Origin of the sequence: Arthrobacter sp. NPDC058192 (assembly GCF_042883665.1) — a bacterium.
Taxonomy (GTDB): domain Bacteria; phylum Actinomycetota; class Actinomycetes; order Actinomycetales; family Micrococcaceae; genus Arthrobacter.
On sequence record NZ_JBHVVJ010000005.1, the window covers coordinates 44,925 to 61,320 of the forward strand.

The 16,396-nt window shown below is 65.8% G+C and carries 12 protein-coding genes; 2 read left to right on the forward strand and 10 right to left on the reverse strand.

The window, feature by feature from the left end; genetic code table 11:
* Nucleotides 1-14 precede the first annotated feature (14 nt).
* On the forward strand, nt 15-2,522 hold the full coding sequence (locus ACFVVK_RS06675; RefSeq protein ID WP_390265148.1) for an FAD-dependent oxidoreductase: 2,508 nt from the start codon (nt 15-17) through the stop codon (nt 2,520-2,522).
* Between the two features lie 151 nt (nt 2,523-2,673).
* Here the strand turns inward: ACFVVK_RS06675 and ACFVVK_RS06680 are convergent, their stop codons facing one another.
* The 3 genes from ACFVVK_RS06680 to ACFVVK_RS06690 form a co-directional block, all read right to left on the reverse strand.
* A complete protein-coding gene (locus ACFVVK_RS06680; RefSeq protein WP_390265151.1) occupies nt 2,674-5,034 on the reverse strand; it encodes an FdhF/YdeP family oxidoreductase in 2,361 nt (786 codons plus the stop codon).
* Nucleotides 5,035-5,140: 106 nt separating this feature from the next.
* Nucleotides 5,141-5,761 carry an MBL fold metallo-hydrolase gene (locus tag ACFVVK_RS06685; RefSeq protein ID WP_390265154.1) on the reverse strand — a complete coding sequence of 207 codons (621 nt, stop codon included), beginning with the start codon at nt 5,759-5,761 and terminating at the stop codon, nt 5,141-5,143.
* Complete coding sequence (locus ACFVVK_RS06690; protein ID WP_390265157.1) at nt 5,758-6,882, reverse strand: S-(hydroxymethyl)mycothiol dehydrogenase; 1,125 nt, start codon at nt 6,880-6,882, stop codon at nt 5,758-5,760. The genes ACFVVK_RS06685 and ACFVVK_RS06690 overlap by 4 nt, the downstream gene beginning before the upstream one ends.
* 361 nt (nt 6,883-7,243) lie before the next feature.
* Between ACFVVK_RS06690 and ACFVVK_RS06695 the strand changes: the two genes are divergently transcribed.
* A complete protein-coding gene (locus tag ACFVVK_RS06695) occupies nt 7,244-7,879 on the forward strand; it encodes a DUF2461 domain-containing protein (RefSeq protein ID WP_390265160.1) in 636 nt (211 codons plus the stop codon).
* A gap of 9 nt (nt 7,880-7,888) precedes the next feature.
* Here the strand turns inward: ACFVVK_RS06695 and ACFVVK_RS06700 are convergent, their stop codons facing one another.
* The 7 genes from ACFVVK_RS06700 to ACFVVK_RS06730 form a co-directional block, all read right to left on the reverse strand.
* A complete protein-coding gene (locus tag ACFVVK_RS06700) occupies nt 7,889-8,494 on the reverse strand; it encodes a TetR/AcrR family transcriptional regulator (RefSeq protein WP_390265163.1) in 606 nt (201 codons plus the stop codon).
* Between the two features lie 132 nt (nt 8,495-8,626).
* Nucleotides 8,627-10,186, reverse strand: coding sequence for an amino acid permease (locus ACFVVK_RS06705; RefSeq protein WP_390265166.1), 1,560 nt, complete (start codon nt 10,184-10,186; stop codon nt 8,627-8,629).
* A gap of 174 nt (nt 10,187-10,360) precedes the next feature.
* Nucleotides 10,361-10,768, reverse strand: a complete 408-nt coding sequence (locus tag ACFVVK_RS06710; protein WP_390265169.1) for a DUF779 domain-containing protein — start codon at nt 10,766-10,768, stop codon at nt 10,361-10,363.
* A gap of 109 nt (nt 10,769-10,877) precedes the next feature.
* A complete protein-coding gene (locus ACFVVK_RS06715) occupies nt 10,878-12,401 on the reverse strand; it encodes an aldehyde dehydrogenase family protein (RefSeq protein WP_390265172.1) in 1,524 nt (507 codons plus the stop codon).
* A gap of 155 nt (nt 12,402-12,556) precedes the next feature.
* Entirely contained in the window at nt 12,557-13,930 is a 1,374-nt protein-coding gene (locus ACFVVK_RS06720; protein WP_390265175.1) for a GAF domain-containing protein, read from the reverse strand.
* Between the two features lie 95 nt (nt 13,931-14,025).
* Nucleotides 14,026-14,796 (reverse strand): ion transporter, encoded by a 771-nt coding sequence (locus ACFVVK_RS06725; protein WP_390265177.1) that lies wholly within the window; start codon nt 14,794-14,796, stop codon nt 14,026-14,028.
* A 62-nt stretch (nt 14,797-14,858) separates the two neighbouring features.
* Nucleotides 14,859-16,295 (reverse strand): FAD-dependent oxidoreductase, encoded by a 1,437-nt coding sequence (locus ACFVVK_RS06730; protein ID WP_390265179.1) that lies wholly within the window; start codon nt 16,293-16,295, stop codon nt 14,859-14,861.
* Between the last annotated feature and the right edge of the window lie 101 nt (nt 16,296-16,396).

The window sequence follows — 16,396 nt, forward strand, 5'->3', positions numbered from 1 at the left end:
AGGAGAACCACACCATGAACGCATCACCACGCGTCGTCATCATCGGAGCCGGCATCGCCGGCACCAACCTCGCAGACGAACTGGCCAGCCGGGGCTGGAATGACATCACCGTCGTCGAGCAGGGCCCGCTGGAATTGGCCGGCGGCTCCACGTCGCACGCCCCCGGCTTGGTGTTCCAGAACAACCCGTCCAGGACCATGACCGAATTCGCCACCTATACGGTCAACAAGCTGCTCTCCCTGAGCAAGGACGGCGCGTCTTGCTTCAACCAGGTGGGCGGCCTGGAACTGGCAACCACTCCCGAACGCCTGGCCGACCTCAAGCGCAAGATGGGTGTGATGACCTCCTGGGGCGTCGAAAGCCGGATCGTCGACGCCGATGAATGCGAAAAGATCTATCCGCTGTTGAACACCGGCAAGCTCACCGGCGGCCGCGAGGTCCTGGGCGGCCTGCTCATCCCCACCGACGGGCTGGCCCTCGCTGCCCGTGCCGTACAGCTGCTGATCGAGCGCTCCCGCGAGCGCGGCGTGACCTTCCTCGGCTCCACCACCGTCACCGGCATCTCCCAGTGGGGCGGCAAGGTCACGGGCGTCGAGACGTCCTCCGGCGTGATTCCCGCGGACATCGTGGTCTCCTGTGCCGGTTTCTGGGGCCGCGAACTCGGCAAGCTGGTGGGCCTGGAGGTGCCGCTGCTGCCGCTGGCCCACCAGTACGTCATGTCCACCCCGCTGCCGGAACTCAAGGGGGCGAACGAGCTGCCCAACGGTGCCCAGAAGCCCATCCTCCGCTACCAGGACAAGGACCTGTACTACCGCGAATGGGGCGAGCGCATCGGCATCGGCAGCTATGCCCACCGCCCGATGCCGGTGGACATGTCCGCCCTGCCGAAGGTGTCCGCCGAGGAAATGTCCGACCACCGCATGCCTTCACGCTTGGACTTCACCCTGGAAGACTTCGTGCCCGCGTGGGAAGACAGCCAAGACCTGCTGCCGGCACTGCGCAGCGCCGCGATCGAGGACGGCTTCAACGGAATCTTCTCATTCACCCCCGACGGCGGCCCGCTGATCGGCGAAGCACCGGAACTCTCGGGCTTCTTCGTTGCCGAGGCTGTGTGGGTGACGCACTCCGCAGGTGTGGCCAAGGCCGTGGCAGAGCTGCTTATCGAAGGCCGTTCCCGCACCGACCTGCACGGCACCGAGCTCACCCGCTTTGAGAAGGTGCAGACGTCCGACGCTTACGTCAGCGAGACCTCGCAGCAGAACTTCGTGGAGATCTACGACGTCATGCACCCGCTGCAGCCCAAGGAATCTCCACGCGACCTGCGGGTCAGCCCGTTCAACGTCCGGCAGAAGGAACTGGGAGCGTTCTTCCTGGAGTCCGCCGGCTGGGAGCGGCCGCACTGGTTCGAGGCCAACCGCGGGCTGCTCGAGGATCTGCCGGCCGAGTGGCAGGTGCCGGAGCGGGACTCTTGGTCCGCCATGTTCTCCTCCCCCATCTCGGCAGCCGAAGCGTGGAAGACGCGTACCGCCGTCGGACTTTTCGACATGACGCCGCTGAAGCGGCTCTCCGTGGTGGGCCCCGGCGCGCAGGCGCTGCTGCACCGGCTCAGCACGGGCAACATCGCCAAGAAGCCAGGCGCCGTGACGTACTGCCTGCTCCTCGAGCACGACGGCGGCATCCGCAGTGACGTGACGGTCGCACGGCTGGCGGAGGAAGACTTCCAGTTGGGCGTCAACAGCAACGTGGACTTCGACTACCTCCGCGTGGAAGCCCGGAAGCAGTCCGCTGCCGACCCAAGCCAGTGGGTGCATGTCTCCGACATCACCGGCAGCACCTGCTGCATCGGGCTCTGGGGCCCGCTGGCGCGCGAAGTGATCGGCAAGGTCAGCGCCGACGACCTCACCAACGACGGCCTGAAGTACTTCCGCACCAAGGAAATCTCCGTGGGCGGGATCCCTGTCACAGCCATGCGGCTCTCCTACGTGGGCGAGCTCGGCTGGGAGCTCTACACCACCGCCGACTACGGTCTCAAGCTCTGGGACCTGCTCTTCGAGGCGGGCCGGGAGCACGGCATCATCGCCGCCGGCCGCGGCGCCTTCAACAGCATGCGGCTCGAAAAGGGCTACCGCCTCTGGGGCACGGACATGACCACCGAGCACCACCCCTACCAGTCCGGCCTCGGCTTCTCCGTGGCGAAGGACAAGGAAGGCTACGTGGGGGCGGAGGCCCTGGCTTCCCTCAAGGAACAGCCCGCGGACAAGGTGCTGCGCTGCCTGACGGTCGACGACGGCACGTCCATCGTGCTGGGCAAAGAGCCCGTGTACGTCGGCGGCGAAGCGTCCGGCTACGTCACCAGCGCCGCCTACGGCTATTCGATCCGCAAGCCGATCGCCTACGCCTGGCTGCCAGCGGCGGTCTCAGAAGGCGACGCCGTGGAGATCGAGTACTTCGGCCGCCGCATCCCCGCCACGGTCACAGCCGAGCCGCTCTTCGACCCCGGCATGGAGCGCCTCCGCGGCTGAGGGGCTCCAACCTCCGCGAGATGGCACTTAACGGCAGTCCCGACGTCGGGAACTGCCGTTGAGTGCCATCTCACTGTCCGCACGTGCCGCCCATCCTCCCAAACAGAACGGCCCGCTTCCGAAAGGAAGCGGGCCGTTCTGTTTGGACGCCTCAGCGCGCAGTGGCTGCCTCGGGGGTCGCTGCCTCGCCGGCCGCGGCGGACGCTTCCCCCGCGGCGTGCGGCTCAAAGCGGACGAACATGGCCTTGAAGCCGGGGGTGTTGGATTCCCGGGCCACGTTTTCCTTGTGGACCAGGGCATTGGCCTCGGGGAAGTACGCCGCGGCGCAGCCCCTGGCGGTCGGGAAGGCCACCAGCCGGAACTTCTCCGCCCGCCGGTCCGTCCCCTGGAAGGTGCTGACCACATCCACGAGGTCCCGGTCCCGGAAGCCCTGCTCGGCCAGGTCCTCCGGGTGCACCAGAATGACACGGCGGCCGCCGGAGATCCCGCGGTACCGGTCATCGAGGCCGTAGAACGTGGTGTTGTACTGGTCGTGGCTGCGCATGGTCTGCAGGACCAGGTGCCCGGCCGGCGGGGTCAGATACTCCAGCGGGCTGACCGTGAAGCGGCCGCGTCCGATGTCTGTGGCGAAGGAGCGGGTGTCCCTGGGCGGGTTGGGCAGCACAAAACCGTTCTTCGTCCGGACCCGGGCATTGAAGTCCTCGAACCCCGGAAGGACCCGCGCGATGTGGTCCCGAACGACGTCGTAGTCCTCGGCCATGGCCTTCCAGTCCACCGGGTGGCCGGGGCCGAACGTGGCTTCGGCCATCCGGGCCACGATGACCGGTTCGGCAAGGAGGTGCTCGGACACGGGCAGCAGCCTGCCCTGGGTCGAGTGGACCACGGACATCGAGTCCTCCACGGACAGGAACTGGGCGCCCTTGGGGTGCTTGTCGTCCTTGTCCGTCCGGCCCAGCGTGGGAAGGATCAGCGACGTGCGGCCGTGCACCACGTGGGACCGGTTTGGCTTGGTTGAGATGTGCACGGTCAGGCCGATCCGCTGCATCCCGGCCTCGAGGGTCTCGGTGTCCGAGCACGCGAGCGAGAAGTTCCCGCCCATGGACACGAAGACGTCCACCTCGTCGCGCTCGAACGCCTCCATGGACTCCACTGCGTCGTGGCCGTGGTGCCGGGGCGAGGCGATGCCGAACTCGTTGTCCAGCGCTTCTAGGAGCCATTCCTTGGGCTTTTCCCAGATGCCCATGGTCCGGTCGCCCTGGACGTTGGAGTGTCCGCGCACCGGGCAGGCGCCGGCGCCGGGCTTGCCGAAGTTGCCCTGCAGCAGCAGGACGTTGACCATTTCCTTGATGGTGTCCACCGAGTGCGGCTGCTGGGTGACGCCCAGCGCCCAGCAGAAGATGCTGGCCTTGGACGCCAGCAGCATCGCGGCGACTTTTTCGATCTGCTGACGGGCAAGGCCGGTGGCCCGTTCCGTCTCTTCCCAGTCCAGTTCCCGGCGGGCTTCCCGGTAGGCGGCGAAGCCGTCGGTCTGCGCCTCAATGAAGGAACGGTCGACGACGGTTCCCGGGTTTTGCTCCTCCGCGGCCAGCAGCAGGTGGCCGAGCGCCTGGAACAGCGCCAGGTCGCCGCCCACCTTGATCTGCAGGTACTCGTCGGCCAGCGGCGTGCCGCCGCCCACCACGCCGGAGATCGTTTGGGGATCCCGGAAGTTGAACAGGCCGGCCTCGGGCAGCGGGTTCACCGCCACCACCTTGCCGCCCTTGTCCTTGCACTCCTTCAACGCGGACAGCATCCGGGGGTGGTTGGTGCCGGGGTTCTGCCCCACCACGAAGATCAGTTCCGCGTCGTGGATGTCATCCAGCGACACCGTGCCCTTGCCGATGCCGATGGTCGGGTTCAGCGCGGAACCGGAGGACTCGTGGCACATGTTGGAGCAGTCCGGCAGGTTGTTGGTGCCCAGGGACCGGGCGAACAGCTGGTACATGAACGCGGTCTCGTTGGCCGTGCGGCCCGAGGTGTAGAAGACGCAGCGGTCGGGCGTGCTGGCCCGGATGTGCTCGCCGATGAGGTCGAAGGCGTCCGCCCAGGAGATCGGCGCGTAGTGTGTCTCTCCTTCCCGGATCACCATCGGTTCGCTGAGCCTGCCCTGGTTGCCCAGCCAGTACTCGGTCTTTTCCGACAGCTCCGCGATGGAATGCTTCGCCCAGAATTCCGCCCCGACAGTCCGTAGTGTGTTCTCCTCGGCCACTGCCTTGGCGCCGTTTTCGCAGAACTCCGCGGTCTTGCGTTTCTTGTCCGACTCCGGCCAGGCGCAGCCGGGGCAGTCGAAACCGCCGCGCTGGTTCAACCGCAGGAGCGAGTGCGCCGTGCGGGTCACCCCGGCCTGCGCCACCGCGCGTTCCAGCGCCACCATCACGGCCTTGACCCCGGCCGCCTCGGTCTTCGGCTTGTGGACGGCGAGTTCGTCCTCGTTGATGTCCGCGACGGGGGCGGGCTGTTTCCCGAACTTCATTGTTCCTGCTTCCTTACCGCTAATGTCCGGCTTGTTCGATCGCCAGCAAGGCGCGCCAGGCTTTCCTGGCGCGCCTTACTTGATGTTTGTTACTCGGCAGCCCTGACTACTGGGACACCTTGGCGAGGGTTTCGCGTTCGGCGCCGATGGTGGTGTTCTCGCCGTGCCCGGTGCGGACCGCGGTTTCCGCGGGAAGCGTGAGGAGGCGTTCGCGGATGGAGGCCAGGATGGTCGGGTAGTCGCTGTAGGACCGGCCGGTGGCTCCGGGACCGCCGTTGAACAGGGTGTCCCCGGTGAACACGGTTTCCTCCTGCTCGAGGTGGAAGCAGGTGGAGCCCGGTGAGTGGCCGGGGGTGTGGATCGCTTTCAGCGTAGCGCCGCCGACCCGGAACTCGTCCCCGTCATTGATGGCCCGGTCCGGCGTGGTGCCGGGGTAGACCTGTTCCCAGAGGACCTGGTCCTCCGGGTTCAAGTGGATCGGGGCGCCCACGGCGTTGGCGACCTCACGGGCGGCTCCGATGTGGTCGTTGTGCGCGTGGGTCAGCAGGATGGCCAGGACCTTCCGGCCCCGGACACCGCCGATGATCGCGGCAGCGTCGTGCGGGGAATCGATGATGACGCATTCCTCCTCGTTGCCCACGATCCAGACGTTGTTGTCCACGTCCCAGGTGCCGCCGTCGAGCGAAAACGTGCCCGAGGTGACGAGGTTTTCGATCGTGACGCTCATGCGGAAGCCACTGCGTTCTGGGTTTCAACAACGGAGTTGATTTCAACGACCGAGCGGAGGACCTTGCCCTCGTGCATCTTGTCGAAGGCCTCTTCCACCTGGTCGATGGAGATGCGTTCGGAGACAAACGCGTCGAGGTCCAGGTTGCCCTGCTGGTAGTGCGCCACCAGCATCGGGAAGTCGCGGGAAGGCAGGCAGTCCCCGTACCAGGAAGACTTCAGCGAACCGCCCCGGCCAAAAACGTCGAGCAGCGGAAGCTCGAGCTGCATCTCCGGCGTCGGCACACCCACCAGGACGACGCGGCCGGCGAGGTCGCGGGCGTAGAAGGCCTGCTTGTAGGTCTCTGGTCTCCCGACAGCCTCGATGACGACGTCGGCCCCGTTGCCGCCAGTCAGTTCCCGGATGGCCTCGACCGGGTCGGTGGTGCGGGAGTTGACGCCGTGGGTGGCGCCGAGGGACCTGGCCATCTCGATCTTGTTGTCGTCGATGTCCACCGCAATGATCGTCGTCGCGCCCGCGAGCTTAGCCCCGGCGACCGCCGCGATGCCCACGCCGCCGCAGCCGATCACTGCCACCGACTCCCCGCGCTTGACCTCGCCGGTGTTGATCGCCGCCCCGATGCCGGCCATCACACCGCAGCCCAGCAGCCCGACGGCGGCGGGGTCGGCGTCCTCGTCGACCTTCGTGCACTGCCCGGCCGCGACCAATGTCTTCTCAGCGAACGCGCCGATGCCCAACGCCGGGGAGAGCTCGGTGCCGTCCTCGAGGGTCATCTTCTGCGTGGCATTGTGTGTGTTGAAGCAGTACTGCGGCTGGCCCTTGGCACACGCCCGGCACTCCCCGCAGACCGCACGCCAGTTCAGGATGACCCGGTCACCCGGGGCCACCTCTGTGACACCGTCGCCCACCGCCGACACCACACCGGTTGCCTCATGGCCCAGCAGATAGGGGAACTCATCACCGATGCCGCCGAGCTTGTAATGCAGATCCGTGTGGCACACCCCGCATGTCAGAATGTCCACCAGGGCTTCCCCGGGCCCCGGATCCGGCACCAGGATCGTCTCCAGCGACACCGGAGCGTTCTTCTCCCTGACAACGACTGCCTTGACTTTATGAACCATGAACTGGTGTTCCTTTCCTGAGCCCACAGGCTCGTTGGCGACGGCACCTCTGCCAATCTAGCCGACTTGCTGGGGTCGAAATCCTCATATCGCGAATGGGTCATTCCCTTTCGGTCATGACGGGGGCACTGTCGGGCGGGGCAACCATAGGCGAATTAAGTACTCTAATTGCGTATTACACAACGGGATGCACATAGCGCGTAAAAGAAATATGGCAGTGATCACTTTTTGTGTCAAGGCATATGAAGCCCCCGAATGACCCAGTTCACGGACGGGCCGCTCCGTGGCGGGGCATTTCGCCGTTATCCACATAAGCGGCGGCGCCCCTCCCCGCGGCACGGGCTAGTCCTAAGATTTAGCCATGACCGCATTCGCAGGCATCCCGGATGACGCCTTCCGGTTCTACGCCGATCTTGAGCAGAACAACAACCGGGACTGGTGGCTGGAGCACAAGCCCGTGTATGACGCAGCGGTAAAGGAGCCCCTGACCCGGCTGCTGGCAGAGCTGGAGCCGCGGTTCGGTCCGGCGAAACTCTTTCGCCCCAACCGGGATGTCCGCTTTTCGCCGGACAAGTCACCCTATAAGACAGCGCAAGGGGCGTTCGCCTCGCTGGCGGAGGGCGTCGGGTTCTACGTCCAGCTCAGTGCCGATGGAATGCTCATCGGCGGCGGCTGCCACAACCACACGCCGGCCCAGGTGGCGCGCTTCCGCGGCGCCGTCGATGATCCCCGCTCCGGAGAGGCCCTGCAGGAGATCGTGCGCAAGGTCCAGGAGGCGGGGTTTGCCGTGGAGGGCGAGAGCCTGAAGACCGTCCCGCGGGGCTTTGACAAGGACCATCCCCGGGCGGGGCTGCTGAGGCACAAATCGCTCACGGCCGGGGTCAATGTGGGCCAACCCGACTGGCTTGCCGGCCCCGGCGCGGTGGAGGAAGTGGCGCGGCGCTGGGAGGCACTGCGTCCCCTGGTGGAGTGGGAGGGCCGTTACGCGGCGCCCTGATGCCCGGCCTCAGATGTGCTGGCCGTCCGTGGCGAGCCGCCGGTCGAGGTTGTTGAAGAAGACCAGCATCATCAGCTCAAAGGCCTGGCTGGCTTGCTCGGGCTGGTTATTGACGACGAAGTCGAACTGCAGCCCATAGAACGCGGCGGTAAAGAGCCGGGCGTCAGTGTCGGCGAAGTCCCGCCGGATCCCCTGGATGACGAGCCAGTCCCGGGACTTCTCATGCAGCATCCGGAAGTGCTCCTGTGCGGCGCCGCGCGGCTCCGCCGCCACGACGTCCTGAGCTGTTGCCTCAAATTCCAGCCGGGCCAGGTGCCGGTTGCGCTGCGCCATGGTCCACTGCCAGGACTCGCGGAGGAAGGCTCGCCAGGCGTCCCGGTCAATGTCCCTGACGTCTGTGGCCCGGATGCTGTCCAGCCGGGACTCGATGCCCCGGATGATCTCGTTGATCAACTGATCGCGGTGGCCGAAGTGGTACACCAGAACGTAACTGCTGACCCCCAGCCCGTCGGCGAGACTCCGAAACGTCAGCTCTGCCAGCGTCTTGTCCATGAGGTACTCGAGAATCGCGGACAACAGCTCTGATTTGCGTTCCGGTCTTGCTGGGCGGGCCATTCCCCCATCTTAGGGAGCGCAACCCCTGCCAAAAAGAAAGCGGTCCCGGACACTTGAACCGGGACCACTTCCTTCTGCCCAACTGCAGAACGAACTATGTATTGGGTTGTCTACCCCAAGGGATTAGTGAGGTCAGCGGCCGACGGGCTCGTCGGCGGTTGCTGCGGCGTCACGGCTTTCAGCCGGAGCAGGAGTGCCGTTGACGGATGCCTTGGCCGCGGCGAACTTCTCGTTCAGCCGTGAGTGGCGCTGGCCGTAGGCGAAGTAGATCGCGATGCCGATGACCAGCCAGATGGCGAAGAAAATCCAGGTCTCCACAGCCAGGTTGGTCATGAGGTAGAGGCACAGCACGGCCGAGACGATCGGGAGCACCTTGCCGAACGGGACGCGGAAGCTCGGCTTCAGGTCGGGGCGCTTCTTGCGGAGGACCAGAATGCCCAGACTCACCATCACGAAGGCGGAGAGCGTGCCGATGTTGATCATTTCCTCCAGCAGGTCCACGTTGGTCAGCCCGGCAACGAGGGCCACGCCGGCGCCGCAGATGATCTGGAGGCGGGCCGGCGTCGCACGCGTGGCGCTGGTCTTGGACAAGGAGCGCGGCAGCAGTCCGTCCCGGCTCATGGCCAGCACCACGCGCGAGAGGCCCATGAGGAGCACCATGATGACGGTGGTGAGGCCCACGAGGGAGCCGAAGGCGATGACCTTTGCGGCGTCGGTGTTGCCGACGGCTTCGAAGGCGGTGGTGAGGGTCGGGCTCTTGGCCTCGGCCAGCTTCGTGTAGGACACCATGCCGGTCAGCGCCAAAGACACAAGGATGTAGAGCAATGTGACGATGGCGAGGCCGCCGAAGATGCCGCGGGGCAGCGTCTTCTGCGGGTTCTTGACCTCTTCGGCAGAGGTGGCAACGACGTCGAAGCCGATGAAGGCGAAGAACACCAAGGCCGCACCGGCGAAGATGCCGAGCGTTCCATACTGGGCCGGAGCCGCGCCGGTGAGGAAACCGAAGAAGGACTGCTTGAGGACGTCGGCCGCGCCGGTGCCGCCCGTCGGCTCGGAGGTCGGCACGAACGGTGCATAGTTCTCGAACTTCACGTAAGTGAAGCCGACCACGATCACGAAGAGCACGACGGCGATCTTGATGAGCGTGAAGATGTTGCCGACGCGGGCGGAGAGCTTGGTCCCGAGGACCAGCAGCACGGTGAAGATCGCAACGATCAGGAAGGCGCCCCAGTAGAGGTCAACCCCGGCCAGGGAGATCGACGGCGGGATGTCCACGCCCATGAGCGCGAAGACCTTGCTGAGGTAAATGCCCCAGTACTTGGCGATGACGGCGCCGGCCGTGAAGAGTTCCAGGATCAGGTTCCAGCCGATGATCCAGGCGAGGACTTCTCCCATGGTCGCGTAGGTGAAGACGTACGCGGATCCTGCCACTGGGATGGCCGTGGCAAATTCGGCATAGCACATGATGGCGAGCGCACACGTGACGGCGGCGATCGCAAAGGAGATGGTCACGGCGGGGCCGGCGAAATTCGCTGCAGCCTTGGCGCCGACCGAGAAGATACCGGCGCCGACGGCAACCGCGACGCCCATAATCATGAGGTCCCACGTGCTGAGCGAGCGCTTCAACTTGCGTCCGGGTTCATCGGCGTCGGACAAGGACTGCTCGATGGATTTGGTCCGGAAAAGGTTCATAGGAAAGTCCGCAATCTCGATAACTGGGTTTGGAAACAGACCTATCCATAGTAGTGTCCATCCACTGGACGGCCTGATTTGTCCCACATTGTGAGATGGCGAGCCGGCCAAGGGCTGCCGCGGAGACCGTTCAGAAGCGGATCCCGACGGGCCCGGACGGCGTCTTGGGGTCAGTCAAACGGACCAGTCCATCAGCGTCGAGCGAATCAGGAAGCGCTTGCCTTCCGGCGCTTCCACGGAGAAACCACTCCCCCGCCCGGGCACGACGTCGACCGTCAGGTGGGTGTGGCTCCAGTAGTTGAACTGCTCCCGCGACATCCAGAATTCCAGCGGCTGGGGTCGCAGCCCGTCGGAGATGTCGAACAGGCCCAGCAGGACGTCGGAATCGCCGGTCAGGAATTCCCCGGCGGGGTAGCACATGGGCGCGGACCCGTCACAGCAGCCGCCGGACTGGTGAAACATCAGGGGCCCGTGCTGCTCCCACAGTTTGCGCAGCAGATCGGCGGCTTCAAGGGTGAGCGCGACGCGGGAGAAGTCCTCGCCTTCGCGGGTGACGGCGGCGTGCAGCCTGGCGTGGGGCATCGGCGTTATTCCTCGGATTCGGCTGCGAGCAGGAACGGGGTGGTGCGGGCGGGGCGGATCATTCGAATCCCGCGGATCAGTTGAATCCGCCCCGCCCGGTCGTTGCGGCTTAGAAGAAGCCGAGCTTGTTCTCGTTGTAGCTGACCAGGAGGTTCTTGGTCTGCTGGTAGTGGTCCAGCATCATCGCGTGGTTTTCACGCCCGATGCCGGAGGACTTGTACCCGCCAAACGCAGCCCCGGCCGGGTACGCGTGGTAGTTGTTGACCCACACACGCCCGGCCTGGATCTCGCGGCCCGCACGGTAGGCAACGTTGCCGTTGCGGGACCAGACCCCGGCGCCGAGGCCGTAAAGCGTGTCGTTGGCGATCCCCATGGCGTCGTTGTAGTCGCTGAAGCGCGTCACGGACACCACCGGCCCGAAGATCTCCTCCTGGAAGATCCGCATCTTGTTGTGGCCTTCGAAGATGGTCGGCTGCACGTAGTAGCCGCCTGCGAGGTCCCCGGCGAGCTCGGCGCGGGCGCCGCCGGTCAGGGCCTTGGCGCCTTCCTGCTTTCCGATGTCGATGTAGGACAGGATCTTCTCCAGCTGGTCATTGGAGGCCTGGGCTCCGAGCTGCGTCTCGGTGTCCAGCGGGTTGCCCTGGATGATCTTCTGGGTGCGGGCCAGCGCGTCGGCCATGAAGGAGTCGTAGATGCCTTCCTGGACCAGAGCACGGGAAGGACAGGTGCAGACCTCGCCCTGGTTGAAGGCGAAGAGCGTGAACCCTTCAAGGGCCTTGTCGTAGAAGGCGTCGTTGTTCTCGGCGACGTCGTTGAAGAAGATGTTCGGGCTCTTGCCGCCGAGCTCCAGGGTGACCGGGATCAGGTTCTGGCTCGCGTACTGGCTGATCAGGCGGCCGGTGGTGGTTTCGCCGGTGAAGGCGATCTTGCGGATCCGCGGGCTGGAGGCCAGCGGCTTGCCTGCCTCGACGCCGAAGCCGTTGACCACGTTGACAACACCGGCCGGCAAGAGGTCGCTGATCAGTTCCATCAGGACCAGGATCGAGGACGGCGTCTGCTCGGCCGGCTTCAGCACAACGGCGTTGCCGGCGGCGAGGGCGGGTGCGAGCTTCCAGACAGCCATGAGGATCGGGAAGTTCCAGGGAATGATCTGGCCCACGACGCCGAGGGGCTCGTGGTAATGGTAGGCGGTGGTGTCGTCGTCGAGCTGGGAAAGCCGGCCCTCCTGGGCGCGGACGGCGGAGGCAAAGTAGCGGAAATGGTCGGCGGCGAGCGGAATGTCGGCGTTGAGGGTTTCGCGGATCGGCTTGCCGTTGTCCCAGGTTTCAGCGACGGCGAGCATCTCGGTGTTCGCGTCGATCCGGTCCGCGATCTTGTTGAGGATTGCGGCCCGCTCGGCCACGGAGGTCTTGCCCCAGGACGGCGCAGCCTTGTGCGCGGCGTCCAGCGCCAGCTCGATGTCCTCGGCCGTGCCGCGGGCGACCTCGCAGAATGCCTTGCCGGTCACCGGGGTGATGTTCTCGAAGTACTGGCCCTTGACCGGGGCGACCCATTCGCCGCCGATCCAGTTTTCATACCGGTCCTGGAAGGTAACCTTCGAGCCCTCGGTGCCGGGCTGGGCGTAAACAGTCATTGCTAGCTCCTTTGCTGTGCAAGTTCGGGGGGCAGCAAGGCGCTTCCGGCCCCGGTTGCACCCAGCGTAGGGAGAGAAAGGTTGCAGTCAGGTTGCAACCGTGTGAGGCGGATCACCCACTGGCGCCGGCGGCGCCAGGATTCAGGCGCAACGGCTCAGACGCCCAGTTCCCGGTCCAGCCGTTCCAGATCGGCGACGACGGCGGTCCGCTTGGGCGAGCGGGGCGGCAGCAGCTTGAGCGCGGCTATCCGGACCTCGACGTCGTCCCTCGCCTCGGGCAGCTCGGCGTACTTCAGGAGCGATTCGGCGCTGCCGTCGGTCAGCAGTGCTTCGCGCATGAGCGCGGAGACCCTGGTCCGCAGTTCCACAATGCCGGGGGCTTCGGAGCGCGGCAGCACGGCGCCGCGGTAGATTTCCAGTGCTATCCGGTGCGCGCCGCGCTGCAGGCAGTTCAACACCTGTCCGGCGTCCGGAACGAGGTCCAGCGGCAGCCGGTAGGGGCGTGACTCCGGGACGGCGTCAGGATTGAGCTCCTGGAGGACCTTGCGCAGCCGGACCATCTCGGCGCGCAAAGTCATGGTGGGGGCGTCCTTGGCGTAGAGGAGGGCGCCCAGTTCCCCGGCGGTCAGCCCTCCGGGGTGGGTGCTGAGCAGGGCCAGGATCTCACTGTGCCGGGCGGACAAGGCGACAGTACGGCCGTCGATGCTCAGCAATGCCTGATCGCGGCCGAGCAGCTGGAGGCTGTTGCGGTAGAGGCTATTCGCCCCCGCAGGTTTCGGTCCGGCCGGGCTCCGCCGCCTGGCTGGCGGGGATTGGCGTGCGGCTGCCAGCTGCAGCCGTTCCACCCGCAGATGCGCCTGGGCGGCGGCTACGGTGGCTTCAACCAGCGATAAGGTGTGCGGGGCCACGGCCGATTCTGTGCCGGTGATGTCCACTACCCCCAGCAGGGCGCCGGAATCCGGATCGTGGAACGGCACCGCCGTGCAGCTCCACGGATGCACCGACCGCTTGTAGTGTTCCGCACCGGAGATTTGGATGCCGCGGCCGAGGGCCAGCGCAGTGCCCGGGGCGCTGGTGCCGACTTTCGCTTCGGACCAGTCGGCACCCGGGACGAACATCATGCCTTCGGCCCGACGCTGCAGGCCGGCGTCGCCTTCCACCCACAGCAGCCTGCCAACCTCGTCCCCCACTGCCACCAGCATTCCACTGTCGTGGCTGGGCAGGACCAGGAGCTTGTGGATCACGGGCATGATCGCGGCCAGCGGATGCTGCCGGCGGTACTCCTCAAGTTCTTCGCGGTCCATGGCCAGCGGGGCCTCGGGGTGGTCAGGGTTGGCCAGCAATTCTACCGACCGCTGCCACGATTCCTGGACCAGCCTGCTGAGCCCGGGCAGGGGCAGGCTCGCGGGGAAATCGGGTCCGCGCGAGTCCAGTGCCTCGTGCCCGGCGCTGGCATGCCGCTGACGCAGCGCTGCGGGAACCCCGCCTGCTGGCGGCAACAGTGCTGCCGGACGGACCAGATTCGTCATTGAACTCCCACCGGACGGGCTCGACGGCGCGCCGGAGGCCGCCTCGTCCGGCCCAGTGTAATGCCGTCCGGGACGTTTGCAAACGCGCAGGTTCGCTAGGTTGGCTCGACGAGCAGCTTTCTGATCTCGGCAAGCTTGGCTTCGGACTCTTCGAGGCGCAGGCGGAGTCCTTCGACCGTCGCGGTCCCATTGTCGGCCGCATCGCCGTGGGGTGCGGGAGTCTTGGGAGACAGGAAGAAGTTGGCCAGGTAACCGGTGAATGTGCCGAAGATCCCGACGCCGAGGACGATGATGCCTGACCCGATGATGCGGCCCGCAAAGGTGACCGGATATTGGTCACCGTATCCAACGGTCGAGATCGTCACGATCGTGTACCAGATGGCGTCCGAGGCGCTCGTGATGTTGGCCCCTGGCGCGTACTGCTCGACGCGGAGCATCATGAGGCTGCCGAATTCCAGGACCAAAATGCCCATGAGCAGCAGTATGTACAGGGAACTGCCGGCCCGGTCTTTGACCAGCGCGCGGCCGATCGTGCGGGCGCCGAGCGCCCGGAGCAGGCGGTAGACCCGGATCAGCCGGAAGATACGCAGGATCTTGAACTGGGCGACAGGCACACTGGCCAACAGGTCTGCCCAGCCGAAGTGCTTGAAGAAATAGGCACCCGCCGATGGCGCGGTGACAATGCGGAGGAGGAAGTCAGCGAGGAAGATCACGCTGAAAAGGGCATTCATCACGGTGAGCACGGTGCTGAGGGCCTGGTCCTGCACCACATACAGGAGCACGAGATTGACGATCGACAGAACGGAAAGGATACCGATGAAGATCTCGTATCCGGTGCTCTTCAGTTCACTGCGTTCCTTGGTCATGGAAGGATTCTGGCACGCAGGCAGCGGCGTAGCCGACACTTTTTTCTTCTGGAAGAGTTCCCCTACCCGCGCGAAATCTCAATCATGTCCTCGCGCGGCACAACCTTGATTCGCTCCCGCTCGATCCCGCTCGCGGAATCCGCCGCGGACCACTCCGCACCGAGGGCGAGCTCGTGCGCATCGAGCTTGATCCACCCTTCCCAGGTGGTGTACTCGATGCCCCGCTCCTGGAGCAGGTCGATGATGGCCTGCGGGTCGGGGTTCTGCGCCGGCGGCAGCGTCAGCCGGTCCTCCAGCAGGCAGCCGATGGTCTCGAGGGCGTCGCCCTTGGTGTGGCCGATCAGCCCGACCGGTCCGCGCTTGATCCAGCCCGTGGCGTAGATCCCGGGCACCGGGTTTCCCTCGGCGTCGAGCACGCGGCCGCCCTCATTGGGGACGATGCCGCGGCGGGCATCGTATGCCAGTTCGTCCAGCGGCGACCCGTGGTAGCCGATCGCCCTGTAGACGGCCTGGACAGGGTAGTCGATGAACTCCCCGGTGCCTTTGACGTTCCCCGTGCCGTCCAGCTGCATGCGTTCAAACTTGATGCCGGCGACTTTGCCGGGGTTCTCGGCGTCGTCATGGATCTCGACGGGGCTGTGCAGGAAGTGCAGGTGCAGCCGGCGCGAGGACGGCTCGTCGGCCTCGGCGTGCTCCTCGACCAGCCAGTTCGTCAGCGTGTTGACCATGGTCCGGGTCTGGTTGTTGCTGCGGATGGCCTCGTCCGAGGCCTCGTCGAACTCGAAATCCTCCGGGTACAGGACGATGTCCACGTCCTTGGCGTGGCTGAGTTCGCGCAGCTCCAGCGGCGTGAACTTCACCTGGGCCGGTCCGCGGCGGCCGAACACGTGGACGTCCGTGACCGGAGAGTCCTTCAGGGCGCGGTAGACGTTGTCGGGGATTTCCGTGACCAGGAGTTCATCTGCATGTTTGACCAGCATGCGGGCGACGTCCAAGGCCACGTTGCCGTTGCCGATCACCGCGATTTCCTTGGCCTCCAGGGGCCAGTCACGCGCCACGTCCGGGTGCCCGTCGTACCAGGAGACGAAATCGGCGCCGCCAAAGGACCCCTCGAGCCCGATCCCGGGGATGTCCAGCTCCGCGTCCTTGATGGCCCCGGTGGAGAAGATGACGGCGTCGTAGAAGGCCCGGAAGTCGTGCAGGGTCAGGTCGCGGCCGTACGTGACGTTGCCCAGGAAGCGGATGTCCCCGCGGTCCAGGACCTTGTGCAGTGCGTTGACGATCCCCTTGATCCGGGGATGGTCAGGAGCCACACCGTAGCGGATCAGGCCGTACGGCGCCGGGTAGGCCTCGAAGAGATCGATGCTGACCTCGACGTCGCCTTCTTTGACCTCGCTGGACTTCGTCAGGATGTCCGCAGCGTAGACGCCGGCCGGGCCCGCGCCGACAATCGCAACACGGAGGGGACGAGGGGATGTGGATTCGGCCGAGTTGGACACCGGGAGCCCTTCTGAGTCTTAGGACAGCGCCAATAGATGCAGCGCACAGGCACCCATTCTAATGTCGCCGGGCCGCGCGGGGCCCGGTTGGCAGGAATAGG

Excerpts from the sequence above, each read along its gene's own strand:
- ACFVVK_RS06680 (WP_390265151.1), bottom strand. The coding sequence starts at position 5,034 with ATGAAGTTCGGGAAACAGCCCGCCCCCGTCGCGGACATCAACGAGGAC.
- ACFVVK_RS06685 (WP_390265154.1), bottom strand. The coding sequence starts at position 5,761 with ATGAGCGTCACGATCGAAAACCTCGTCACCTCGGGCACGTTTTCGCTC.
- ACFVVK_RS06715 (WP_390265172.1), bottom strand. The coding sequence starts at position 12,401 with ATGACTGTTTACGCCCAGCCCGGCACCGAGGGCTCGAAGGTTACCTTC.
- ACFVVK_RS06690 (WP_390265157.1), bottom strand. The coding sequence starts at position 6,882 with ATGGTTCATAAAGTCAAGGCAGTCGTTGTCAGGGAGAAGAACGCTCCG.
- ACFVVK_RS06675 (WP_390265148.1), top strand. The coding sequence starts at position 15 with ATGAACGCATCACCACGCGTCGTCATCATCGGAGCCGGCATCGCCGGC.
- ACFVVK_RS06720 (WP_390265175.1), bottom strand. The coding sequence starts at position 13,930 with ATGACGAATCTGGTCCGTCCGGCAGCACTGTTGCCGCCAGCAGGCGGG.
- ACFVVK_RS06700 (WP_390265163.1), bottom strand. The coding sequence starts at position 8,494 with ATGGCCCGCCCAGCAAGACCGGAACGCAAATCAGAGCTGTTGTCCGCG.
- ACFVVK_RS06710 (WP_390265169.1), bottom strand. The coding sequence starts at position 10,768 with ATGCCCCACGCCAGGCTGCACGCCGCCGTCACCCGCGAAGGCGAGGAC.
- ACFVVK_RS06705 (WP_390265166.1), bottom strand. The coding sequence starts at position 10,186 with ATGAACCTTTTCCGGACCAAATCCATCGAGCAGTCCTTGTCCGACGCC.
- ACFVVK_RS06725 (WP_390265177.1), bottom strand. The coding sequence starts at position 14,796 with ATGACCAAGGAACGCAGTGAACTGAAGAGCACCGGATACGAGATCTTC.
- ACFVVK_RS06695 (WP_390265160.1), top strand. The coding sequence starts at position 7,244 with ATGACCGCATTCGCAGGCATCCCGGATGACGCCTTCCGGTTCTACGCC.